This window comes from Vibrio sp. 03-59-1 (genome assembly GCF_013114135.1).
GTDB classification, from domain to species: Bacteria; Pseudomonadota; Gammaproteobacteria; order Enterobacterales; family Vibrionaceae; genus Vibrio; species Vibrio cortegadensis.
The window spans coordinates 58321-81887 of sequence record NZ_VTYA01000001.1 but is presented as its reverse complement, the minus strand read 5'-3'; the positions used below and the strand labels follow the sequence as shown (position 1 = coordinate 81887).

19 protein-coding genes are annotated in these 23567 nt (G+C 42.4%); 9 read left to right on the top strand and 10 right to left on the bottom strand.

Annotation, left to right across the window (positions count from 1 at the left end; translation table 11 throughout):
* The first annotated feature begins 118 nt into the window (after positions 1-118).
* Together F0249_RS00335 and phnR are read left to right on the top strand one after the other, a co-directional pair.
* Entirely contained in the window at positions 119-517 is a 399-nt protein-coding gene (locus tag F0249_RS00335; RefSeq protein WP_113798355.1) for an OsmC family protein, read from the top strand.
* Positions 518-594: 77 nt separating this feature from the next.
* Positions 595-1308, top strand: a complete 714-nt coding sequence (gene phnR / locus F0249_RS00330) for a phosphonate utilization transcriptional regulator PhnR (protein WP_171755486.1) — start codon at positions 595-597, stop codon at positions 1306-1308.
* Between the two features lie 181 nt (positions 1309-1489).
* Here the strand turns inward: phnR and F0249_RS00325 are convergent, their stop codons facing one another.
* Positions 1490-2971: a peptide MFS transporter gene (locus F0249_RS00325; RefSeq protein ID WP_017052940.1), complete on the bottom strand. Its 1482-nt coding sequence runs from the start codon at positions 2969-2971 to the stop codon at positions 1490-1492.
* Positions 2972-3688: 717 nt separating this feature from the next.
* Positions 3689-5059 (bottom strand): L-serine ammonia-lyase, encoded by a 1371-nt coding sequence (locus F0249_RS00320; RefSeq protein ID WP_171755485.1) that lies wholly within the window; start codon positions 5057-5059, stop codon positions 3689-3691.
* 253 nt (positions 5060-5312) lie between these two features.
* Between F0249_RS00320 and F0249_RS00315 the strand changes: the two genes are divergently transcribed.
* Positions 5313-6194: a YdcF family protein gene (locus F0249_RS00315; RefSeq protein WP_171755484.1), complete on the top strand. Its 882-nt coding sequence runs from the start codon at positions 5313-5315 to the stop codon at positions 6192-6194.
* On the opposite strand, the gene F0249_RS00310 is transcribed toward F0249_RS00315, so the two are convergent.
* The 5 genes from F0249_RS00310 to F0249_RS00290 all read right to left on the bottom strand — a co-directional run bounded on the left by F0249_RS00310 (position 6172) and on the right by F0249_RS00290 (position 13730).
* Entirely contained in the window at positions 6172-6870 is a 699-nt protein-coding gene (locus F0249_RS00310) for a hypothetical protein (RefSeq protein ID WP_171755483.1), read from the bottom strand. The genes F0249_RS00315 and F0249_RS00310 overlap by 23 nt on opposite strands.
* Positions 6871-7045: 175 nt before the next feature.
* Positions 7046-8557 carry an efflux transporter outer membrane subunit gene (locus tag F0249_RS00305; protein WP_171755482.1) on the bottom strand — a complete coding sequence of 504 codons (1512 nt, stop codon included), beginning with the start codon at positions 8555-8557 and terminating at the stop codon, positions 7046-7048.
* A gap of 1 nt (position 8558) precedes the next feature.
* Positions 8559-11618 carry an efflux RND transporter permease subunit gene (locus F0249_RS00300; RefSeq protein ID WP_171755481.1) on the bottom strand — a complete coding sequence of 1020 codons (3060 nt, stop codon included), beginning with the start codon at positions 11616-11618 and terminating at the stop codon, positions 8559-8561.
* A gap of 9 nt (positions 11619-11627) precedes the next feature.
* Entirely contained in the window at positions 11628-12755 is a 1128-nt protein-coding gene (locus tag F0249_RS00295) for an efflux RND transporter periplasmic adaptor subunit (protein WP_113798334.1), read from the bottom strand.
* A 93-nt stretch (positions 12756-12848) separates the two neighbouring features.
* Positions 12849-13730, bottom strand: a complete 882-nt coding sequence (locus F0249_RS00290; protein ID WP_113798332.1) for a LysR family transcriptional regulator — start codon at positions 13728-13730, stop codon at positions 12849-12851.
* A 369-nt stretch (positions 13731-14099) separates the two neighbouring features.
* Here F0249_RS00290 and F0249_RS00285 point away from each other — a divergent pair, with 369 nt between their 5' ends.
* Both F0249_RS00285 and F0249_RS00280 read left to right on the top strand, forming a co-directional pair.
* Entirely contained in the window at positions 14100-15032 is a 933-nt protein-coding gene (locus tag F0249_RS00285) for an exopolyphosphatase (protein WP_171755480.1), read from the top strand.
* Between the two features lie 123 nt (positions 15033-15155).
* Positions 15156-15674, top strand: a complete 519-nt coding sequence (locus tag F0249_RS00280) for an NUDIX hydrolase (RefSeq protein ID WP_136995131.1) — start codon at positions 15156-15158, stop codon at positions 15672-15674.
* Positions 15675-15880: 206 nt separating this feature from the next.
* On the opposite strand, the gene F0249_RS00275 is transcribed toward F0249_RS00280, so the two are convergent.
* Together F0249_RS00275 and F0249_RS00270 are read right to left on the bottom strand one after the other, a co-directional pair.
* A complete protein-coding gene (locus tag F0249_RS00275) occupies positions 15881-16201 on the bottom strand; it encodes a heavy metal-binding domain-containing protein (protein WP_017052932.1) in 321 nt (106 codons plus the stop codon).
* Between the two features lie 160 nt (positions 16202-16361).
* On the bottom strand, positions 16362-17255 hold the full coding sequence (locus F0249_RS00270; RefSeq protein WP_017052931.1) for a LysR substrate-binding domain-containing protein: 894 nt from the start codon (positions 17253-17255) through the stop codon (positions 16362-16364).
* Between the two features lie 143 nt (positions 17256-17398).
* Between F0249_RS00270 and F0249_RS00265 the strand changes: the two genes are divergently transcribed.
* A complete protein-coding gene (locus F0249_RS00265; protein WP_171755479.1) occupies positions 17399-18430 on the top strand; it encodes a DMT family transporter in 1032 nt (343 codons plus the stop codon).
* On the opposite strand, the gene F0249_RS00260 is transcribed toward F0249_RS00265, so the two are convergent.
* Positions 18419-21295 (bottom strand): HD domain-containing phosphohydrolase, encoded by a 2877-nt coding sequence (locus F0249_RS00260; RefSeq protein WP_171755478.1) that lies wholly within the window; start codon positions 21293-21295, stop codon positions 18419-18421. The genes F0249_RS00265 and F0249_RS00260 overlap by 12 nt on opposite strands.
* Before the next feature lie 240 nt (positions 21296-21535).
* On the opposite strand from F0249_RS00260, the gene F0249_RS00255 reads away from it, so the two are divergent.
* The 3 genes from F0249_RS00255 to F0249_RS00245 all read left to right on the top strand — a co-directional run bounded on the left by F0249_RS00255 (position 21536) and on the right by F0249_RS00245 (position 23446).
* The gene (locus tag F0249_RS00255; RefSeq protein WP_171755477.1) at positions 21536-22291 is read left to right on the top strand and encodes a phosphatase; all 756 of its coding nucleotides are present in this window, start codon (positions 21536-21538) and stop codon (positions 22289-22291) included.
* A 180-nt stretch (positions 22292-22471) separates the two neighbouring features.
* Positions 22472-22858 carry a cytochrome b562 gene (locus F0249_RS00250; protein WP_017052927.1) on the top strand — a complete coding sequence of 129 codons (387 nt, stop codon included), beginning with the start codon at positions 22472-22474 and terminating at the stop codon, positions 22856-22858.
* Between the two features lie 234 nt (positions 22859-23092).
* Positions 23093-23446, top strand: coding sequence for a hypothetical protein (locus F0249_RS00245; RefSeq protein ID WP_017052926.1), 354 nt, complete (start codon positions 23093-23095; stop codon positions 23444-23446).
* Positions 23447-23567 lie beyond the last annotated feature (121 nt).

The following is a 23567-nucleotide window of genomic DNA, read 5'->3' as shown; positions in this document are numbered from 1 at the left end:
GGTATTGAAAGCTATAATACGTGTGTTACAGAGGTCTCTTCGATCAATTTTTATTGCGCAAAAATAGCCACAGTAGTACCTTGTGAGCATCGAAATTGATTAAATCATAGGTAGTAAAATGCAAGCTGAAGTTAAGTGGGTTGAAGACTTTAAATTCCTTGGTCAATCGCAATCTGGCCATGCCGTGGCAATGGATGGTAATGGTGGAGAAACAGCACCAAGTCCAATGGAAATGGTACTGATGGCGGCTGGTGGCTGTAGCTCGGTTGATGTAGTCGATGGCTTAAAAGAAGCAAAGCAAAAAGTGTCGGCTTGTAATGCAAAACTGACTACAGAACGTCGTGATACTGCCCCACGTATTTTTACAGCGGTTAACATTCACTTTGAAGTGTCAGGTGAAGATCTTGACGGTGATATTGTCGCTAAAGTCGCTGCAAACTCGCTTGAGAAGTACTGCTCTGTCTGCCTGATGTTAGGTGAGGGCGTTAAGATGACCCACTCTTGGGAAATCGTATAAATATTGCATGAGAGTAACTTGGCAATTATTGCTAAGTTACTTGCCATGGCTTAATGAGTTAAGCGAAAGGAATTGTCGTGCAATATGTGAAAATTAAAGAGGCAATAGCAGAACAGATCGACTCTGGAATGCTGGCGGCTCGTCAAAAATTGCCATCAGAGCGTAAGCTTGCGGAATCTTTTGATACCACTCGTGTCACTCTACGTGAAGCCCTTTCTTTACTGGAATCAGAAGGCAAAATTTTTCGAGAAGATCGCCGTGGTTGGTTTATCTCGCCTGCGCCGCTTCGTTACGACCCAGTTCAAACATCAAACTTCACCAGTATAGCTCAAGCTCAAGGGCGAAAACCGAAAACCGAACTGTTAGCAGCCAAAAGTATACTTGCAGCGAAAAGAGCGACAGCACTACTCAACCTTGCACCATTCTCAGATATTTATCGAGTTGATAGAGTCAGATACTTAGAAGATAGGCCTGTTGTGTATGTGACGCACTTTATTCGCCCTGAGTTATTTCCTAATCTTTTAGATTTTGATCTGTCGTCATCATTAACGGATATTTATCGGGAGCATTTTGGTGTGGTATACCAAAAAACGAAACTCCGCGTGAGTACATCGTCTTTGTTGGGGGAGTCTGCTCAAACGTTACGTGCGACTTCAGGAACACCTACAATGGTGGTTGAAAAGGTTAATTATAACCAGAACGGTGAATTGATCGATTGCAGTATTGAGCATTGGCGACACGATGCAATCAGCATTGAATCCATCGTAGAGCTTGAAGCTAGTGAAGGGTAAAACTTCCTGACTTGTATCAAACGGTTTCATTGAGGCTTCCATAATGGGAGCTTTTTTATTGGCCGTCGGTGCTAGAGATAATAAAAAGCCCTTATTGATTAACTCAGTAAGGGCTTTGTTTTATCGATGTTTAAAAACTATTGTATTGAACCTTGTTCTAAGCGAAAACTTAGAGTGAGGTTTAAGCTTCAGTTTTTGCTTCAACTAGTTCAGCTTCATCTTCCGCTTTTGCCGCTTCAAGCATCTTACGAACAACAACAGATGCACCAAGTGCAATCACAACCATAACTACCGCTAGGATAGTCAGAAGTTGGAAGTAGTCACCGTAAACTGTTTTAACGATTTCTTGAGTGATCTCTTGGCCTTTCTCTAGCGCGATAGAAGTAGAGAATACTGCACCAACAATACCACTTAGAGCGATAGCAACAGAGAATAGACTTACAGAGAAGTTCTCAATGTGCTTAGGCGCTACTGAAAGGATGAATGCCACTACTAGGCTACCTACGATTACTTCAGCAAATGCTTGGAAGAAGTGGATAGCGAGGAAGATTTCCGGACGGATGATAACGTCTTCGCCAATGTTCATCACTGCTAGAGTAAGGATACCAAATGCGATTGCTGTACAAACGAATGAGAAACCAACTTTAGTTGCAGTAGAGAAGTTAATGCCACGTTTTTCAAGAGAAGAGAACGTCATCGCAATAACAGGACCAGCAACGATACACCATAGTGGGTTCATCGCCATAGATGCTTCAGGAGCAATTGGGATAAGACCGAATAGATCGCCACGCATTGTGTTGATCGTAACCATAGTCATTGAAGTCATCATTTGACCGTAGTAAACGAAGAAACAAGTCGTCAGCAGTGTCATGATAAGGATCGTACCCATTTTTAGAGCGTCAGATTTCTTAGACTTAATCATCAAAGAGATGAAGTATAAGATTGCTGCAGCACCAATTGCGTAAACGATGTTTTGGCCGATATCCATGTTTGAGAACATGAAGAATACTAAGCCAACCATACCTAGAGAAAGCGCGAAGAACGCAGCCCAGTTTTTAGCACTTACTGGCTTCTGGTCAATTTCTGCACCAACAGATAGAAGTGGTTTGTGGAAAATGATCAGTGTAACGAAAGCCAGTGCAGCAAGAGCAGCAGATAGACCGAAACTACCATTGAAGCCGATTGCTAGTACGAACATTGGGAATAGGTATTGACCTAATAGTGCGCCAACGTTGTTCACTGAGTAGTTTACAGGGTAGCCGTTCTCAAAATCTTCTTCAGTAGCAAAAGTACGTTTATATAAACTTGGGTAAGAAGGAGACATTAGACCACGAGCGTAACTTGCTAACGCGATACCAACCAGTGCCATCGGAACGTTAGTTGCAGATGCGCCAAGTACAAGAAGTGCGTAACCCGTTGCAAAAGTGCCGTATGCAATAGTGAGTGAACGGTATGCACCTAAAAATTTGTCTGCAATGAAACCACCTGCAATAGCAAACAGTGGACCAATTGAAGAGAAAGCACCAACAACCATCATAGTGTCAGCTTCGCTATAACCCAGATCTTCTAAGAAGAAACGAGTCAGAATTACCATTACGCCGTAAAATGACAAGCCAAACATCATTTGGCAGAACATCATCGATTTATTCAGTTTATTCCACATTATATTAATCTCATAGTTGTGGGTGAGGTGTAGTTTAAAAACGCGATTATACTATCATTTTTAGATGGACATAAATTGAAACATTTATCGCAAAAATAAATCTTAAAGCAATACATTTTCTAATGTATCGGGATGGTAATTCTAATGGGTATAAAATGTAGCCAATGCAAATGATTGCGTGGTTAAATAGTATGCAGTGTTTTTTACTGGCTATGGTTCATTAGGTGTAAATAGTGAGGGTTGTCAGTCTCTGCAGTCCTTCTGTTAACAAGTTAACTACATGGATTCGCCATGTTAGAGGGGATTTTAGAGCTGGTAGATGTGCAGTTTATAAATCTATCGATATGCAGTTGATTGCGTAATGATTAAATATTGCATTAGAAAAATTCACTCATTTGTAGGGTGTTATGGTTCTGATTGTGCATGTATTTCGTCCAAATATGCCTATTTATATCAGTGCTTTATTTTGGTTTTTAACAGGTGCGTAGCATAAAATGAATAATAATTTAACGAGTGTTTTCTAGAACTACGAAATGAAAGGTGGCAGGTCATCTATTTATCTTACCGACATGAGTGGGGCAACCAGTAAATGCTTCTGCTTCTTATGTGGTAATGAGCTTAGTGGGCGATATGTTAGGTAAAGAACAAACTAAAAGTGATCGCACTACATGCGATCACTTTTTATCGAGAGGTAAGTTGCTAATCGTTAGTTTTAGATTATTCGCAAGGTGGTGCCATGTGTATCAGCGCAAGCCCGCCAAGAGAGGTTTCGCGATATTTGCGGTTCATATCTTTGCCGGTTTGATACATGGTATCGATAACCTTATCTAAAGAAATGAGGCATTTGCTGGTTCGTTTGAGCGCCATTCTTGAAGCATTAATTGCTTTCATGGAGCCCATCGCATTTCGCTCAATACAAGGGACTTGAACTAAGCCGCCAATCGGATCACAAGTCATACCTAAAGAGTGCTCCATCGCAATTTCTGCTGCCATGCAGATCTGCTCGTTACTTCCACCTCGAAGGGCGGTTAAGCCTGCCGCCGCCATGGAGGAGGAGACGCCAACTTCTCCTTGGCAACCTACTTCGGCACCTGAAATGGATGCGTTTGTTTTATATAAAATGCCAATGGCGCCAGAGACAGCTAAAAAGTCTTTTAACTGCTTAGTGTCGAGCTCTTTAATGAAGCGGTGGTAATACATCAGCACTCCTGGAATCACGCCTGCCGCTCCGTTTGTAGGAGAAGTCACCACTTGGCCTCCTGCGGCATTTTCTTCACTCACCGCAAAAGCAAATAGGTTAATCCAATCCATGATCTCCATAGGATCGTTTTCAATGGATGCATTGGCTTCGAGCTTTTTGAGCAAAGCAGGGGCGCGGCGAGTCACTTCAAGTCCCCCTTCTAAAATCCCTTCGGTTTCAAAACCTCTTTGCATGCACAGCGACATCACTTTCCAGATTTGGTCCGCTCGGCTATCAATGGTTTCCATCGATTGGAATGCTTGCTCATTTCTGAGGACAAGCCCACCCAAACTGAGGCCATTTTTGTCGGCAAGGTTGAGTAACTCTTCTGCCGATTTAAAAGGAAACTCGACCTGAGTATCGCTCTCGGCAATACCATTCTCTAATTGTGCCGCCGTAGCAATAAAGCCTCCGCCAATAGAGTAGTAGGTTTCAATGACGAGCTGTGTTCCCGTTGCATCAAACGCGGAGATCGTCATGCCATTTTCATGCAGGGGTAAATTGGAGGTGTGGAAAAGCATATCCGTTTCAGTATCGAAGCTAATCTCGTGGCTACCAGATAGGCTTAAACGCTTATCATCCACTGCTTTTTTCATCGCAGCATTAGCGCTGGAGATTTTAATCGTGTCAGGTTTATTGCCAAGCAAGCCTAAAATCGTAGCGCGGTCAGTGTGGTGGCCTTTACCAGTCAAAGATAAAGATCCGTAGAGATCAATCTGTACCCGTGTGACATTCTCTAGGTAGGGGGCGATTATCTGGGTAAAATTGTACCCGGCAATCATAGGTCCATTCGTATGTGAGCTAGAAGGGCCCACTCCAATTTTATATATGTCAAAGATAGACAGCATAGAAACTTCCTGTGAGGCTTTGGCTTGATAAAACAAGCTCTTGTCGTGTAGATCATTTCAGTGTATTGAATGTCATTCCAATTTTAAAATGGATGCTATAAATATAGCTCACACTGTCTCATACGCTTCTTTGCATTTGTGAGCATAAATGCGACGCATGTAGCCAGTGAGGTTTAGTAAAGCTACGGGTAACCGATATGATTGTATACAGAATTCACTATATCCCATTTCAAAAACGAGACTTGAGCAATAAATGAACAATAAACGCGTAGTGATTGTGCTAGGAAAGCGGCTAAATAAAAATACATTGACTGCTGAAGGTAAAAGCCGAGTTGAAGGTTTGGTGGAACATTTGGAGACATCCAGCCGCCAAAACATTGTGGTTGCTTTCTGTGGGGGAATCACTTCTGGGCAGACGCGTTCTGAGGCGGAAGCCATGCATGAGTATTTTGCTGCGCTGCAAAGTAATGGGAGCATAGATTTATCAGGGCTAGATATTTTGCTTGAAAAAGAGTCAGTGAATACCATCGAAAATATTCAAAATGTGGCAAAGAAGATGGTTGATGAGAACATTCTATCCTCTGATGAGTGCATAAAAGTAACGTTTGTTTCCAATGACTACCACTTAAAGCGGATTTTCGAAATTCAACAATTGATGGATGAGCAAGGCTTACTCAGAGTCCTAAAGCGACACTGTTCTGAATTTGGGGCTGAATTAGATATTTCATATGAGCTTGACGATCATCTTGCGATCCCTTATCCGCACCGTAATATTCGAAGCCAATTGTTTTTGCTCATGGATGAGTTGACGACTTATCGGGTGTATTTAGAGGGGGTAGTCAGTGGTGTTTTTTTGAGAGACTTGAAACAAGTTCGAAAAGAACCCTACCGCATTGCCGCTAATGCCTTGGTCGAAATTAAGCAGTTATTAGCGATTCAGACGGAAGAGTCATCGGTCAATGTACAATTGGTGAGTGAGCTGTTAGGGGTTTTAGAGTCAAGTGTGCAGAATACGGTCGTTGATTCGAGTGTAGAACAGGTAAGATCGTATTTAGCGTTGCTAGATACCAATCTTACCTTACTTAATCGCTATTTAGACCCAGAGCAAGAACTCACGTTTCGCTGGTGGCGCTAGCGTGTTTCTTCGTGAATCCTGACACCGTTTTAAGAGAAGCGAAGGCTATGAGTGAATAACATAAAAGCTCTGTGCCTTCTTCGGCAATAATTTTCACGTCTCGAATATAATTCTCAGCCATAATATTTTTCCAGAAACCTCCCATTCCATATAAACGTGAGAAAACAATGAGCAGCATGACGCCTGTAATCAATAGATTCATGTGAGGAGAGGATAAGATAGCAGCAAGCTGATCAAGTGTGCGCTTTCCATTATTAATTGCATATAGAAGCACGCTGCTCGCGATGATTATTGCAGGAACCGCCCAAAAACCATGCGTAATATAGTCAAATAAGAAATCCAATTCCCTTATAAATAACACGGAAAAGAAGGCGCTAATTAGCAGTGCTGCATGTTTAAGGCTTGGTTGTTTCTGTGCTAAATGTGCAAAGCTTAGCAAGCTAACTAGAAGTAAAATCTGCTGAAGAGCTTCAGTAACTGAAAACTCAGCCAGCGTGATATTTAATAGTACGAAATCAACCCGTAATGCTAAATTGACGACAATGCTAATAGCAAGCACGATGAGAGCGGTCTGACATTTTTTGAACAGAACGGTTGCCGTGGAATTAGACAGTGTGAATTCTGGTCTTTCGATGGATACCGTGCTTTTTGAGTTGTGGTGAGTTGATGTTTTCATACAATGCTGACTTATTTGAAGTTAAGGTTTAGTTCGATGTATACCCTCACAATGTGACATTCAAACCCATATTTCATGTCAGGGAAATGCAATAATGAACACTGTTCGATTGAGAGGGAAGCTTAAAGGCCAACCAAATATCTTTCAATTAACCTTTAAGCTTTCTATTGAACGTTTACTGAGAGATTTCTTCAGAGCGAGAGGTCAAGTCCCAATCTCCACCTAGTGCTTTATATAATCCAACAGTGACTTGTGCCGTTTGGAGCTTGGCTGCTATTTGACGATCTTGCATCAGCTTCTGTTGCCTTTGAGCATCCAGTACAGCTAAATGATTGATGAGCCCCGCTCGATAGAGTGATTTTGCTTTCATGACTGCATTGTCAGTAGAGCGGTTCGCTTCATCAATACGCCGTTGGTTCTCTTGGCTGCGACCATAAGTGAATAGCATTGAGTCAACTTCGGCAAAAGCACCATCAACAGTATGCTGGTAGCGCAAAGCTGCGGATTTAAAGCGAGATTCATTGATGTCGACCATCGCTTCTTCACGCCCCCCGTCAAACACATTCCAACTGATGCCTGCACTCCCTACCCAAGAGAAGGAATCACTGCTAAATAGATCACTAAAGTCACCTGCAACGAGACCCGGCGAGCCCGTCAAGAAAAACTTAGGGTAGCGGTTGGCAATGCTTACCCCTAATTCTTGGTTAATGGCCGCCATTTCACGCTCTGCGATACGAATATCAGGGCGACGAGTGAGCAAATCAGAAGGTAATCCGACAGGAATGATGCCTTCAACCTTTGGCAAACCGCCTTCACCTGATAAGCGTATATCCACCTTGGTGAGTGGTTCGCCAAGTAAAATGGCGAGTCGGTGTTTATGGACCTGCTTTGCAATGTCCAGTTGTGGGATGACAGATTCGGTGGCCGCAAGCATTGCTTCTGCTTGGGCAAGATCTAATTCTGAACCATAACCGCTGCTGACCATCTTTTCGACTAAATTTAATGTCTCTCTTTGATCTGCAATGTTGTCGAGGGCTAACTGAGTTCTCTCTTGAGCGCCTCGATATTGAAGGTAGTTATGAATGACATCTGCAGTGATCAGAGTATTCAAACCGCTTTGATAGATCTCAGCTTGAGTTTTGCGAATTTGTGCAGCGTTTGTTTGTTTGTCGATACGTCCAAAAAGATCAACTTCCCACGCTATTGTTGCGCCTAAGAATCCACCGCTTTGTTGCTTGTCGGCGATAGTGACGCTTTGACCTAACATGGGTTGTGCGCCAACGGGTACTCCGATGGGAGACACTGCAGTGCCAAGGAGTGGGTCATTCTGGCTGATCTGATAGTTGAAATAACCAGCCCCAAGATTAACCGTTGGCACTTTGAATGACTCAACCATATCTTGATAAGATTGTGCCATCTTTATTCGTTCAGAAGCGAGTTTTAGCGGTATATTTTGCTTCTGAGCATCATGGACTAATTGATTGAGTGTTTCATCATTCAGTTGAAGCCACCAGTAAGGCGTTTGAGTCATGCTGATTTCTGTGTCGTGATCGACAGCATTCAAATAAACATCGGCCATGGCGGTTTGTGGTTCATTGTAATCTGGGCCAATAGCACAGCCTCCTAGCAGCATCGTGGTAGCTAATACAATTGGAGTGAATGACGTAGATAGATTGAAAACGTTCATTTTAGACACCTTGTTCTGCTAGTGAATGATTTTCGCACTTGCTAATGCCTTTCTCGCGATAGAACAAACGATAGAGTGCTGGCATGACGAATAGAGATAAAACGGTTGCGGCAGCTAACCCGCCAATAATAGTGGCGGCCATTTGGTCAAATAGGAGATCGGTTAGAAGTGGAATCATTCCTAATGCTGTTGTTAGGGCCCCCATAGAAATCGCCATCGTGCGGTTAACGGTTGCTTCTTTTATCGCATCCGATAGCTCGCGACCATTTTTGCGTTCAAGCTCAATTTGATCCATAAGTACAATGCCATTTTTAATGATCATCCCAGTTAAGGTGATCGCACCTATCAGTGCCATGAACCCAAATGGTTTATCGAAAGCCAGCAAGCTGAATGTTGCGCCAGTAGCGGCTAACGGCAGGATAGTGAAAATGATGACTGGCTGTTTAAAGCCGTTGAACATGCCAACTAAAATAATAAGCATCAGTAGCATGGCTTTTGGAAGTTGTTTGAATATATCTGACACGGCTTTATGTTCGTCATAGTATTCACCTCCCCATTCCAAGGAATAACCTGCAGGTAATTGAATGGCTTCAATGTCTTGTAGGGTTGCGTTTCTTACTGCTGCTGGAGTGGTATATCGGCCTACGCCTGCTTGCGCTGTGATGGTTTTGACTCGATCGCGTCGCCAGATCATGCTCTCTTCAGATTTGAGATCAAACCCATCTACAACTTGTCCTAAAGGTACGCTATGTGCGCCAAGCAAAGAGCGAACTGAAAGCGTCTCTAATGAAGCCATTGAGCGTTCGGTGCCACGTAATTGAATTGGAATCAGCTCATCATTCAGGTTCATTTGACCTAATGGCATACCTTCTGATGCTCTCTTCATTGCAAAAGCGATGTCTGCGCGGTTAATTCCTGCTTGTCTTGCTTTCTCTTGATTGATCATCGGTACCAGAGCTTTGCTTTGTTGACGCCAATCATCACGTACGTATTTTGCATCAGGGTGATCTTTGAATATGGCTTTTGCTTGGTTTGCTAAATCATGAAGTACTGCTTCATCTGGCCCTGAAAAACGAGCTTCGACGCTGTATTTATCCGATGTTGCGAGTTTCAAAGCTCTGAAACGAGGCTCTGCATTTGGAAACTCTTTTGCTAACCATTCGTCGCCTCGGGCGATAAGTGTCGTTATTGAAGGGTAATCGATAGCGTTAATCAGAATCTGACCATATGCAGGATCAATCGGTTCAGGTTCAACAGTGACAGAAAATCGAGGTGCACTGTTTCCAACGTAAGATGAAATATTCTTCACTTCAGGCTGTTTGAGTAGCCAAGCCTCAATTTTCTTCATATCTTGCGAGGTTTGCTCGATGGCCGCCCCATTTGGTAGCCAGTAATCTAGGAAGAAAATAGGTCTATCCGCTTGTGGGATAAAGTTAATCGCGACTTTAGGTACGGCAAACGAGGTCGCCAAAATTAATGGGATCAAACACAAAAGCGCTTTGATTGGATTGTCCACCGTCCAACAAACTGCTTTCTTGTATAATGAAATTTTTTCTTCGGCTTTTGTTTTGTTTGGTTTAATGAATAACCAGCACATCAATGCGGTTAACGTTACGGCAACTAACCAAGATAAAAGCAGGGAGGCCGCGATAATTAAAAATACAGAGCTGGCAAATTCAGCCGCATCTGTTTTTGAGAAGATAACCGGACTTGCCCCCATAATGGCAATGACCGTCGCTCCAAATAAAGGTAACCCCGTCTCTTTTACGGATTCGATTGCGGCTTGTGTTCGTTCAACGCCTTTATTGAGTTTTACGATCATCATATCGGTAATAACAATGGCGTTATCGACTAGCATTCCTAATGCGAGAATAAAGGTGCCTAGAGACACACGGTGCAAATCAATGTCTGCAATATTCATGTAAATTAGCGTAAGAAGAATCGTAATGAGAAGGCTGCTGCCAACAATGCTGGCACTTTTAAAGCCCATAAACACAAGAAGCACGACGAATACGATAGCCACACTTTCTAAAAGGTTACTAACGAAATTATCAATCGATTTTTGAACTTCTTCAGGTTGATAAGCAACAGTGGATACCTTGACGCCTAAAGGTAGCGAAGCTTCAAACTCGTCAATAACTCGACGAATGTCATCCCCTAAGGAAACAACATTAATACCACTGACTGGGCTAACAGCAAGTGTGACTGCTGGAATGCCGTTATAGCGATTTTCTGACATTGAAGGCTGTTGGTAGCCCATCGTCACATCGGCAATATCCCCTAATCGAATCAAACTGGTTCCAAACTTACTGATGCCACCTTTAATGACTAAATTTTTAATGTCATCCAAAGATTGAAGATCACTGCTCTGCTCTACTCGAATGCGCTCTTGACCGGCAACGAATTTTCCTGCTTCAAAAGTCGTATTTTGAGTGGTGAGTTGATTCCAAACTTGGGCTACAGAAAGGCCATATTGAGCGAGCCTTTCATCTGGCATATCAATATAAACAGTGCGATGTTGCACTCCGTGTAGCTCGATTTTCTTAATACCATCAACGGTTTTTATTCTTCTTTGTAACTCTTCTGCATATTGCTTTAATTCAACAGGTTGGGCATCTTGGCTATGGACTGAAAATAGCATGCCATAGACCTCAGAGAATTCATCTTGAACGATACTGATTTGAGCCGTGCTTGGGAGCAGTAGCTTCATATCATCCACTTTTCGGCGTACTAGATCCCACTCTTGCGGCAATGCTTTTGAATTCAACGACTCTTTAAGATCAACGAATACCATGGATACGCCGGGTTTTGAGAGTGAGCGTAAGCGGTTAAGTGAAGCCATCTCTTGCAACTTTGTTTCGACGGTATCTGTCACTTGTTTTTCCACTTCTTCAGCTGAAGCTCCGGGGTATAACGTAACGACAACTGCCGTTTTTACGGTGAAACTCGGGTCTTCTAGTTTGCCTAGATCAAAGTAAGAGACTAAGCCCGCAATGATACTAATTATCGTAAAAAAGATAATGAAGGTACGTTGGCGTATGGCAAATTCAGCTAGATTCATTTTTGGGCCCTATAACGCTTTTACTTGAATTGAAGTGACGATGTCACCTTTTGTTAGATATGCGGCTCCACTGATAACAATCTGATCACCGGTATTCAAATCTCCAGAAACGCAGGCTTGTTCTGCATCCACTGAAATGAGCTCAACGGGAATCGTTGTGATCTGTTGAGTGTTCACTTTTAGAATATGTTGTGTCTCTTTTATCCCGACAAGAGAAGAATATGGAACACAATATTCTTGTTTTTTATCTGAAGAGTGGGTCGTTACTGTGACGGTTTTCCCCGGCAGCAACTGTTCATCGAAGCCATTGAGATAAAACGTTACGCTATAGGTCTGTTTTATGAGGTGAGGAACTGAGCTGATTTCTGATGCTTCTGCCGAGATGGCTTCATGAGAGCCATACCATTTTACTTGTGCTTTTTGTCCAATCTTAAACTCATGGATGAGATTTTCAGGGACATCAATTGTGACTTCCAATTGATCGGGTTTATGCAGGGTCACCACAGGGATTCCGGGCAATACTTGCTCATATTGGTCGATTTTAGTCGCGCCAATAACGCCATCAAAAGGAGCGACTAGCTTTGTATAACGTAGTGAGTCTTGTGAGCGTTGAATGTTTTTCTCAACCACTTTTACCATAGCGGCACTGCGCTCATAGCCACTAATTGCTCTATCTAAATTAACATCGGCGATTGCGTTGTCTTTCGTCGCTTGGGTTATACGTTTTAATTCTGATTGTGCAAGTTTATGTGCTGATTGAGCTTCAAGCAGTCGGGCCTCTAGCTCTTGGAGAGCCACTTGGTAATCGTGAGGATCAAGCTCTGCAATAACTTGTCCTTTCTTCACTAGTTCCCCCGTTTTTACAAGGATCGCATCAATGGTTCCAGGGACTCGGAAGGCTATCTCTGCCGTTTCTACCGATTGTAATTCGCCGGTGAAATGCTTAGCATTGATAGACTGATTCGGGCTTAATTCAATCACCTGAATAGGACGAGTGTGCTTTACAGGTCTTGATTCAAATGTGAATGGTGAAGATGCAGTTTGGTCATCTTCTGCGCTGTTGGTGTCTGTCTGGTTACAGCCGACTAGTAGAAAAATGCAGCTAGCAAGTAAAGATAATTTGAATGTGTCTTTCATAGAATACTCCTTTGATATGCGAGTATTCTACAATCGAACAGTGTTCAAATAATCAGGCGTTGTCGAAACACTTTGTCACGATAAACATGACAATCAAACAAGTTTTGGCATTTCATCTAGAAGAAAATCGATCAATAGATGAGTGGCGTGACTGATGGTTTTTCGCTGAGGGTAAAGTAACCAAACGTCTTCAGTCTCTGATTTATAACCCGGTAAAATCTTCATCAGTGAGCCATCTTCAAGTTCTTTAGATATTAGAATTGTTGGAAGAAAACCAATGCCACGTCCTAAAATAACGGAGCGTTTAACAAAACCAATGTTGTTGCTGCTGAGTTTTGATTTAACGACCAGTTCATGCTCAGCGATCTGCCATCGATTATCAAGCTCACCACCAGGCCAACGAAAGCAGATCGTTTGGTGGTTCATTACATCAGGAAGATCAGTGGGTGAGCCATATTTAGTAAGATATTCAGGGCTCGCTACAAGATGTCGTTCTAATTCCAGAACTTTACGAGCAACAATATTGGCATCGTGAATTTTACCGCCGTGTATGGCGACATCCAAACCTTGCTGCTGAAGATCAATGAAGCCATTGTTGATACTTCTGATATCCAACTCAATATCTTGATATTTATCTTGGAATGAGAGCAGCAACGGCTGAAGGGTTTCATCGGATTCAGGCAATAAACCAATTTTGATGACACCCTTTGGAGATACAGTGGAATCAATGGCAATTTGGTTGGCTTTTTCAAGTGCTTCAAGTGCTTTCAACAGTTCGGAGTAGTATGCCTCGCCATGTTGTGTGAGGGAAATTTTGCGTGTGGTACGAAAGAAAAGTTGTACGTTAAGCGTGGATTCTAATTCACTGATCCTGCGGCTAACATTCGCTCTAGGGAGTTCAAGTGCATTGGCGGCAGCGGTAAAGCTCCCGAGTTCAACGATGCGAATAAACAATTTTAGATCATCAATTTTCATAAAAGCTAGCTTGGAATTAGGTGGAAAAATGAGTATATCAAGTTAGCTGCATGTAACTTCAGATAAATGTAAAAAAGAAGATAGGTTTCAATATCAGGCGGGTTCAATATCGTGGATAAATAGAGGGTTGATTGGGGGCTGTAAACGTACAAGTTATCAGTGTGAGTTTAGGTTACGTTTAAGTGTGAGGCTGGTTCAAAAGTTTAAATAGGGCTTCTATTATTAAAACCGAACTATAATTATCACTAAATAAGCAACCGAGCTCAAAATTATTCTTTAAGACTATGCACTTGAGCGAGATAATTGGTATTTTGTACCAATATAAAATCTCGATATTGTAGATAGCACGCAGTAGCAAAAGGAAGACAGATGTCAGAACAAAAATTTAGATTAGTAACTCGAAGTGATTTTGATGGGCTGGTGTGTGCTGTATTGCTAAAACAGCAAGACCTCATTGATGATATTAAATTTGTGCACCCTAAAGATATGCAAGATGGCAAAGTAGCGATCACTAGCAATGACATCGTGACTAACCTTCCTTATGTGAAAGACTCTCACCTCACATTCGATCACCATTTATCAGAAACCATCCGTAATACAGGTGAAAAGCCTAATCACATTATCGATCCTGATGCGCCTTCAGCCGCTCGTGTTGTATGGGACTATTATGGCGGTCTAGAGACGTTCCCAGCTGATTGGCTAGAAATGATGGAAGCGGTAGATAAAGGCGATTCGGCGCAGTTTAATCGTGATGAAGTGTTGGACTCTCAAGATTGGAACCTACTGAATTTCTTGATGGATGCTCGAACAGGGCTAGGTCGTTTTCGTGAGTTCCGAATCTCCAACTATGCACTGATGATGGACCTTATCGACTACTGTAAAAATCATACGATAACTGAGATCTTGGCTCTGCCTGATGTACAGGAACGAATCGATTTGTACCGTGAGCATGAGACGATGTTCAAAGAACAAATTCAACGCTGTGCAACCGTACACCAAAATCTTGTGGTGCTTGATTTAACCAATGAAGAGACCATTTACGCGGGTAACCGATTCATTATTTACGCGTTATTTCCACAATGTAATATTTCGATTCATAAAATGTGGGGCTTCCAGAAGCAAAATATTGTGTTTGCAACCGGTAAGTCTATTTTTGATCGTGGATCAAAAACCAATGTGGGTGAGCTAATGCTTAAGTATGGCGGTGGTGGTCATATCGCAGCAGGCACGTGTCAGATAGACGCTGATAAAGCGGAATCTGTTCAACAAGAACTGATTAATGCGATCACTGCTGATGGTTAATTTCTCATTAGCCGTCGTGATGGTTAACAATTAAGATTCAGAAGCCTCGCCGTTGCGGGGCTTTTTAGTATTTACATCAAGGTGTGGTATATTCGCGCCAAATTCCTTAGTTCCAAGATCATTATGAGACACTTAAAAACGACAACGCATCCTGATATCGATCATCTGGATGGGAAAGTCATCTATCAGCGCAATGCTGCGCGTGCCATTGTTATTGATGGTGAAAATATCCTAATGCTTTATACCGCTCGTTATCATGATTACACCATTCCTGGTGGCGGTTTAGATGAAGGTGAAGATGTTATTGCAGGAATGGTTCGTGAGTTAGAAGAAGAGACAGGCGCACAGAATATTCACAGCATTAAGCCATTTGGCATTTTTGAAGAGTTCCGCCCTTGGTATAAAGATGATGCGGACATCATGCATATGATCTCTTACTGCTATACCTGTAAAATTGATCGAGAATTGGGGGAGACCTCATTTGAAGATTACGAAATCAAGAATGGAATGAAGCCGGTGTGGATCAACATCCATGACGCGATTGCCCACAATGAGAAGACCATGGCTGAGAGCTCGAAGAAGGGCATGAGTATTGAGCGGGAAACGTTTCTTCTGCATTTAGTAGCGAAAGAGATGTTGTGATTTTTTCGTAATGATGCATTAAAAAATAGAAAGCTTAACTCAAGGTTGAGCTTTCTATTTCATTACAGTTAGGGGAATTAAACCTCCGAAACACAGCGAGAGTTAAATCCACAACTTCTTTTCGATATGAGCCAACTAGGCATTAAGCACTAATTATTAAGTACTCACTATTAAGTATTAGTTATTAAGTAACTAGTGATTAGGCGTTAAGCGACGACAACCGCAGTACCACTTGCTGATACCATCAACATGCCATTGTTTTGCCCTAACACTTCATAATCAATATCAACACCGACGACGGCATTTGCGCCTAAATCACGGGCTTTCTGCTCTAATTCTTGAAATGCGATGGTACGCGCTTTTTCAAGCTCACGTTCGTAAGTGCCTGAACGACCGCCGACTAAATCTCGAATACCAGCAAACATATCCTTAAAGAGGTTCGCGCCCAAAATCGCTTCGCCAGCAATTACGCCTTTGTAATCAACGATTCGTTTTCCTTCAACACTTTGAGTGGTGGTGACTATCATTGCACTGTCCTATTTTTACATTTCAAACGTTAGCTTTAGTTATAAGTCGTCGCGGTGCTCGCTTCAATCATTTATTTGTATGAACGAGCAATCTGTGAGCCACATTTTGATAAATGAATTACCGCTGCTGGTCATTGCCTAAAATAGGTCCGCTGAACCATTAGCGGGTGAACTCCTCACGTAGCCAAGTTCTAAGAGTTAATACACTCTCATGCTTCAGTTTTTCTGGCGAGCAAGTGAAATAGAAGTCTTGCTTTGGATTTGGAACCGGTTTTTCTATTTCAGTCAGTAAGCCGTGTTTAATGTCATCTCGGACAAATAGACGATGCGTCACAAGCACTCCAAGTTTACGAATAGTGGCGTGTACGGCTTGAACAGAGGCATTAAACGTTAAGTTATTACGGTAGGTCGGCAGTTTATTATCTGTTGCATCGCACCATATGTGCCAATCCTCTTTTCGTCTTTCATTGGCAACAAGAATTGCAGGATATTTGGCCATTAGTTGAGCAGGGGTTGCGTCAGGGATGGACTTGATCAGCTCAGGGCTACAGACCATAACCAGTTCATCATCTGAGAGTTTTTCACAGTAATAGTCTTGCCATTCATCTGTTTTTCCGTGGATCAGAGCCACATCAACGCCTTCTTGGTTGAGGTTGAAACTGCCAACGCGATTGGAGATCCGAACATCCAGTTGTGGCGCAAAATCTTGCAAGCTTTGCACTCTTGGGATCCACCAATGCAAAGCAAGCGAATTCACCATATTTAGAGTGATTCGGTTATCTTGAGGTTGGCTAATCATTGACTCGGTGGCCTCGACAATTAACTCCAGCGCCGGAGCCACTTGTTTATAATATTTCTTACCCGCTGAATTGAGTTCGACTCTGCGACCAACACGGTGAAACAGGGGAGTGTTGATTAATGACTCAAGAGATTTCACCGATTGGCTGATTGCAGAGTGGCTGACATTTAGCATTCGCGCAGCGTCTGTCATGCTTCCGGTTTCTGCTACCGCGACAAACGCGTAAATGGATTTAAGTGGGACAAGTTTGCGCATAATAAATATCGCCTGAGTTATTAATTAAAAACCATACAATCGGCTAAGGTATTGGTAAGTTTTTCTTACAAGATTGGTTAATAATACTCGTTATTTCTTTGCTTGTCAGATCGCTAAACTAGCGGCAGGTAGAGGAGAGTTGTATGCCGAATCAATTTAAGCCCGTAATATTCATGTTGTTGTCCACATTTAGCTTATCTATTACAGGGTTATTAGCTAAGCACTTATCTGAACAAATTAGCCCAGCAGTGCTCAGTTTTTTACGTTTTTCCATTCCATGTATCTTGCTGTTTATATTTGTCATAGTGACGAATCTTTTGGGTGTGAATGCACTAGCTCAACACTCAAAAGAGCATCAACGATCAGGCTCTAAACAGTGGCTTCCTCCCAAATCGATGCACTTTCCTATCGTGATTCGAGCGCTGTGTATTGCAGCGTGTCAGATCTGTTTTCTTATCTCATTACAGTCTCTGTCACTCGTTGAGAGTGTGGTGTTATTTAGCACGGGTCCCTTGTTTATTCCTTTGTTAGAAAAGTTAATATTTAGTGTGAAAGTTTCGATCGTAACTGTTTTTGGCTTAACGATCACATTTAGTGGCGTGTTGCTGTTGGCAGGAGATGTGTCGGGTATTCACTTTAAACCAGAGCTTTTGCTTGGGCTTATGGCTGGTGTGTTTAACTCTGGTTCACAGCTAAGTCTGTATCGAGCGACAAAAGGTAACATGACACCAATCGAGTTAAACGCTTGGACATTCTTGATTGCGAGCCTTTGTTTGATTCCAGCAATGATGATGCAAGGGCAAGGGGTGTTAGCTCAGGATGTTCTGTCATTGACGAGTGCCGATACTCATGTATTTCATTGGCTGGTGATTGTTAGTTTGGCTCTGCTCGTGATTAATACCCAAGTGTTTAGAGCAAAAGCTTACAAGCTGGTGGACTCCGGCTCGCAATTGGCACCATTGATCTTCACTAATTTACTTTTCACTTCTGTTTGGCAGTGGCAATTTTTGGAACACACATTTAGCACTGACCAATTGCAAGGTATTGGACTCATTATCACCGCAAGTATTATCAATACATTTATGCCTAGAGTGCAGGCTCATTACATTCGTTATAAGGCAGCTAAGGTTGTGAGCTTGTCACCAGAAGGTGGCTCACCGCTTTTAAAACTGTGAGCGAATGTACTCTTTGACCAATTTTAAATGGTGTTCTCTGTCTACCTTAGAGTGCTGTTTCGGGTCAAGGAAGTCGTCGGCATATTGCTGATCAATTTCTTGCTCTAGAAAGATGACATACAATTTAGGGTCGATATGCCCGGAGGTTGCCATCTCCGTCATGATGGATAAGGAATCCGACAGTGTTTTTGATTTCTTATAAGGTCGGTCACTAGACGTTAAGGCTTCAAACACATCGGCGATTGCCATCACTCGTGCTTGGAGCGGAAGTTGCTCTTCGTTTAAGCCTCTCGGATAGCCTTTACCATCCATTCTTTCGTGGTGTCCGCTGGCGATATCAGGAATATTTTTTAGATTATCAGGGTATGGCAATCGCTTAAGCATCGAGAGTGTTTGCACAATATGGTCATTGATCATGAAGCGTTCTTCATCTGTCAGAGTGCCGCGACGAATGGTTAAATTATGCAGTTCACCACGATCATAACGTAGCTCTGGCGGCTCAAGAACGAAGTCTTCTTGCCAAATGTCTTGTGGGCGATTGCCTTCTTGCCATGGGATTTTGTGGGTAACCTTATCGTCGAGTAAGTTCTCCATGGTTGGAAGAGGCGCGCTATTTCCACATCGCTCTCTTTCGATCCACGAAATACCGACTTGATCGTCAAGCGTTCGCTTCCATTGGCGTTGAGCTATCTTATGCAGACGCTCAATACTGCTGTCTTCCATAAACTCACCGCCTACATTGCACTCGGCAACAAAGAGGAATTCATCATCAAGTTCTCTATGCTTCTGATGCAATTTTAACTTGAGTTGGTCAGCATTCTCACCGCGACTTATGCCTTGCCAATACTCAATTTCAGCCTGCATTTTGATCAGCTCGAAACGCATGCGCACTTCATGTATTCGGTCGTAAATGGTCTCAAGTTTTGTCGCTTTATCAACAATGTATTCTGGGGTCGTGACTTTGCCGCAGTCATGTAGCCATGCGGCAAGGTTCAGCTCTTCCCACTCTTTGGCATCCATCGAAAAATGAGGGAAATATTGGTTATCTTTTTCCGCAGCTTCCGTCAACCATTTAGTCAGCTCAGGCACTCTTTGGCAGTGCCCGCCAGTATAAGGGGACTTAGTATCAATCGCAGAGGCAATGAGTTCGATAAACGCATTTAGCATGTCCTTTTGCTGCTGCATTTGGTCGATATTGTCTTTGGCTATTTCAGCAAAACTCAGCAACTCGCGTAGAAACGCGTGTTTATCTGCCTGGCTAGTGGTGATTGAACGTTCGTAACCAAGAACAAGAATGCCAACAAGTTGCTTTTCACGATTCAATAATGGGAAAAGATAAAGGTCACTATTGAATATGGTGTCTTGGTGTTGTTTCAGAGCGTTGTCCTCACGATTGATATGGATGATTTCCCCCTCTTTGAGTTTTGCATGTAGCCATGGTGTCTCCTTAATAAATTCGTTGATATCCGCTTTAAAAGGAATAATGGCATGGTTCGCAGCGGTTAAAAATTGATCCTCTTCATCCGATTGAATAAATAGAACGATCGTTTCTGCTTTGGTGACTAAGTAACTTTGGTGAGCGATGGTTTTTGCGAGCAGACCAAAATCTTGGTTACTGGCAGTATCACGTAACAAGTTCAGGAGATCATGCAGGGTATGCTCCATGAGTTCGATTGATTGAGTGAGGTTGGCGACCTCTTTGATCATACTTTTCGGGTAACGGGTTTTCTTAAAATTAAAACGGGCAATGTTATCGGTGAGTAATACCAAGTTCTGCAATGGACGCGCCAGACGGTTGGCAACTAACCAGACAATGCAGAAACAGACGATGAGCATTGAAATGGCAACGGTGACCTGTTTGTCTCGCATTGAGAGTAGATCAGCTAAGAGATCGTCTTGCGGTGTCGCTTCGGCAAGCAGTAAAGTGACATGATCGGTTAGTTTTACCGGGGTGACGGTTAAAGACCATTTATTAACATTGTAAGTGACGGTTTTAATGATAGATGCCTCTGTAGGCTCTCCTAATATTGACGAGAAAACACTACGACTTAAGCTTTGCTGCTGATTGGTCATACCCGTTTCGTGATCAATATTCAGTTGATGGCTAGCAAGTAGGTTAAATTGATCATCAAATAGTGCCAATTTGGAATTATCAGAATAGGCCAAATCACTTATCTGTTCGGAGATAGAGTCTAAAGTGAAATCAGCACCAACGACATTTACACCATTTGATGAGCGTCTAGAAAGTGTGATGCCATTCGTTTTTAAGAAATAAAAAGAGTAGGGCTGTGAGAGTCTGATTTCTCCATCGATATGAGCATTGGTAAACCAAGGTCTTATCCGAGGGTCAAAGGTATTGTCTTCGGTGTTGCTGTAACCAATCTGATTATGGTTCCCGTCTAGATAAATAAATTCATTTTTACCTGAAAGTGAGGCGTTATTAATTAACATGGTTGCTTTTGCAGGCGCGTTGAATTGGGTACGAATTTTATGGGTAGGCAAAGGGCGAAAGAGGGTGAAATCGCCATTCTCATGGGTATAAAACAGAGCCACTAGCCCTTTATTTTGTTTGAATACTAGATCAATCGACTCCAACCACGGTTTTTGTTCTTCAGTATCATCTTGATGGCTTATAAACGAAGTCAGTGCCATAAAATTCATAGTGGTGAGCACTGGTGCGATATTCTGTTTGAATATCGAACGTAGTTTTTGACTATGCTCTTGGCTAACATCATGAGCGGTACCTGACAAAAGCTCTTGAGAGTGTCGGTAACTCATTGATATTAAGACTATGCCTACAATTGTCGTCAGCACCAAAAACAGACTAGTAATATGGATGCTCAAAGGGTAGCGATGTTTTTTCATAAGAAATCCGTATCTAATGACAATTTTAATTATTGACCAATATACGAATGATGCAAAAAAAGCTTCCAATTTAGAGTCTTGAAAATGGATTATTGTGAGGCGCTGACGTTTTTACAGCCTGAAAAACTATTCTGAACTTGTGACAAAAAGGTGAAAGCTAAGTTTGAATACTGTCAATTTATGGCTTCGCTGTTAAACTAGTTTTAACTATCACTTCTACTTACTTAGAACGGCAGGGCAATGATCTTACAAGTTGACACACACACTCATACCTATGCAAGCGGTCACGCATACAGCACACTGATTGGAAATGCTAAGTCGGCAAGTGAACATGGACTTAAGATGTTTTGCACCACCGACCATTCAGAATCGATGCCTGGAGCGCCACACTATTGGTTTTTCAGCAATCAGAGAGTGTTGCCACGCTTTATTGAAGACGTTGCTATTATTCGTGGTGTAGAGTCGAACATTATGAACACTCAGGGCGAGATCGATGTTCATCCCTCAGTTGATTCGAATTTAGATTGGGCGATAGCCAGTTTTCATGAACCAGTATTCCGACCAGCAGATAAAGCGACGCATACCGAAGCCTTGCTCAATGTCATCAAGGGCGGCAGAGTCGATGCTTTAGGCCACTTAGGAAACCCTAATTTTGATTTTGACTTTGAAGCCGTCATCCAATGTGCCAAAGAGTACAATGTGGCGATAGAAATCAATAACACCACGCTGAAAGGTAATAGCCGTGTTGGCAGTGTGGATCGCTGCTTTGACATTGCGACAGTGGCGAAAGATGTCGGTGCTTATATTACCAGCGGAAGTGATGCGCATTTCTGTCAAGACGTGGGGCGGTTAGATTTAGCCAGCGAGCTTTTGGATCGAGTCGGTGTGGATAGCCAAAAAGTGATCACTCATACGCCTCAGCAATTCCTTTCATTTTTAGCATTACGTGGTCGCAGCCAGATTGAAGAGTACGCCTCTTTGGCGAGTTTTGATTAGAGATTGAAAGCCAACAGAACCACAGTGGAAAGAGGTCAACGAATAGGTTGGCCTCTTTTTTATTTTGAGAGGTCGACATAAATTGTCACGGATAAAGAGTGTCTATTTAGGCTCAAATTGCTATACACTCGCGGCACAGAAATGAATTTGAAATTGTCTATTAATGAATCGGAGATAAAAATGAAGCAATTGTCTTTGCTATTGGCTTGCTTATTGTTTGCGGGAAATGTTGCGGCAGAAAGTATCGATCTAACCGCTACAATGAAAAAGATGCGTCTAGCGTTTAATCAAGCAGCAGAAGCGGAAAGCATTGAAGAGATGAAAGCGCCCCTTGCAAGGTTAGATGAGTTGGTTCAAATCTCCCAAAATGGCAGTTATCCAAAAGAGAAAGAGGCGCTCTATATGAGTGGCTTCAATAAATTGTCTTCCGTGGTGAGTGATGTGGAGTTACAAGTCGAGCAAGGTCAGTTTGAAGAAGCTAAAAAAACGCTACGCCAGATTGATGAGTTAAGAATTGAATACCATGATAAGCGAAACCCAAGCATTTGGAGCCGATTGTTTGGTTAAATTGAGCTAGGGGTAATTGAGTAAGCAAGCAAGCAAGTAAGCAATGTACCGCTTTACTCACCTCTCGATATCCTAAGCCTTTGCCGATTTAAAGCACTCTGCTTCTACAGCAGAGTGTTTTTGTATGTGGTTCACAAAGATACAACTTCGTGAACTGGGTTAAAATAGTGTTATGATTTTTTGATAAGTTTTGTTTGATTGTATACTCTTGCCCTGAAACTATAGAGTGAACCAATGAAACGCTTATCCATCTTTAATCGATCAATGTTGCTAGCGACTGCCCTGAGTTGGGTTTTAGTTGCGCTGATGCCTGTTATCAATGCTCACGGTAATAGTGCTGGCGTGTGGGCAACATTGTGTACACTCAATGGTTTTGAGTTAGTACAAATTGAAGAGGGAACCGCGGACACTCACAACGGCAAACCATGCCCATTTAGTCATTTTTCCCCTTTCCATCAAATTGATCTTTCAACCACACCTTTACTCCAACGATTGAGTTTCGCTATTGAAAGTCGATACACTTTTTTGGCTCTAAGTGTTCGTTATCAATGGCAAGTTCCTCGCGCCCCTCCGACGATACTTTCTTAGAAAATTTGTTGAACACTATAAAAATAATGAACCAATCAAGCCTTATGTTTGAATTGGTATGAAGTAAAGTCAAAGTAAGCAAGGAATGAACTCGCCATTGATGTGGACGGGTTTCTTTGCT

Excerpts from the sequence above, each read along its gene's own strand:
- F0249_RS00325 (WP_017052940.1), bottom strand. The coding sequence starts at position 2,971 with ATGTGGAATAAACTGAATAAATCGATGATGTTCTGCCAAATGATGTTT.
- F0249_RS00320 (WP_171755485.1), bottom strand. The coding sequence starts at position 5,059 with ATGCTGTCTATCTTTGACATATATAAAATTGGAGTGGGCCCTTCTAGC.
- F0249_RS00260 (WP_171755478.1), bottom strand. The coding sequence starts at position 21,295 with ATGAAAAAACATCGCTACCCTTTGAGCATCCATATTACTAGTCTGTTT.
- F0249_RS00280 (WP_136995131.1), top strand. The coding sequence starts at position 15,156 with ATGAGACACTTAAAAACGACAACGCATCCTGATATCGATCATCTGGAT.
- F0249_RS00335 (WP_113798355.1), top strand. The coding sequence starts at position 119 with ATGCAAGCTGAAGTTAAGTGGGTTGAAGACTTTAAATTCCTTGGTCAA.
- F0249_RS00245 (WP_017052926.1), top strand. The coding sequence starts at position 23,093 with ATGAAACGCTTATCCATCTTTAATCGATCAATGTTGCTAGCGACTGCC.
- F0249_RS00310 (WP_171755483.1), bottom strand. The coding sequence starts at position 6,870 with ATGAAAACATCAACTCACCACAACTCAAAAAGCACGGTATCCATCGAA.
- F0249_RS00250 (WP_017052927.1), top strand. The coding sequence starts at position 22,472 with ATGAAGCAATTGTCTTTGCTATTGGCTTGCTTATTGTTTGCGGGAAAT.
- F0249_RS00295 (WP_113798334.1), bottom strand. The coding sequence starts at position 12,755 with ATGAAAGACACATTCAAATTATCTTTACTTGCTAGCTGCATTTTTCTA.
- F0249_RS00265 (WP_171755479.1), top strand. The coding sequence starts at position 17,399 with ATGCCGAATCAATTTAAGCCCGTAATATTCATGTTGTTGTCCACATTT.
- F0249_RS00290 (WP_113798332.1), bottom strand. The coding sequence starts at position 13,730 with ATGAAAATTGATGATCTAAAATTGTTTATTCGCATCGTTGAACTCGGG.
- F0249_RS00270 (WP_017052931.1), bottom strand. The coding sequence starts at position 17,255 with ATGCGCAAACTTGTCCCACTTAAATCCATTTACGCGTTTGTCGCGGTA.
- F0249_RS00305 (WP_171755482.1), bottom strand. The coding sequence starts at position 8,557 with ATGAACGTTTTCAATCTATCTACGTCATTCACTCCAATTGTATTAGCT.
- F0249_RS00275 (WP_017052932.1), bottom strand. The coding sequence starts at position 16,201 with ATGATAGTCACCACCACTCAAAGTGTTGAAGGAAAACGAATCGTTGAT.
- F0249_RS00315 (WP_171755484.1), top strand. The coding sequence starts at position 5,313 with ATGAACAATAAACGCGTAGTGATTGTGCTAGGAAAGCGGCTAAATAAA.
- F0249_RS00300 (WP_171755481.1), bottom strand. The coding sequence starts at position 11,618 with ATGAATCTAGCTGAATTTGCCATACGCCAACGTACCTTCATTATCTTT.
- F0249_RS00255 (WP_171755477.1), top strand. The coding sequence starts at position 21,536 with ATGATCTTACAAGTTGACACACACACTCATACCTATGCAAGCGGTCAC.
- F0249_RS00285 (WP_171755480.1), top strand. The coding sequence starts at position 14,100 with ATGTCAGAACAAAAATTTAGATTAGTAACTCGAAGTGATTTTGATGGG.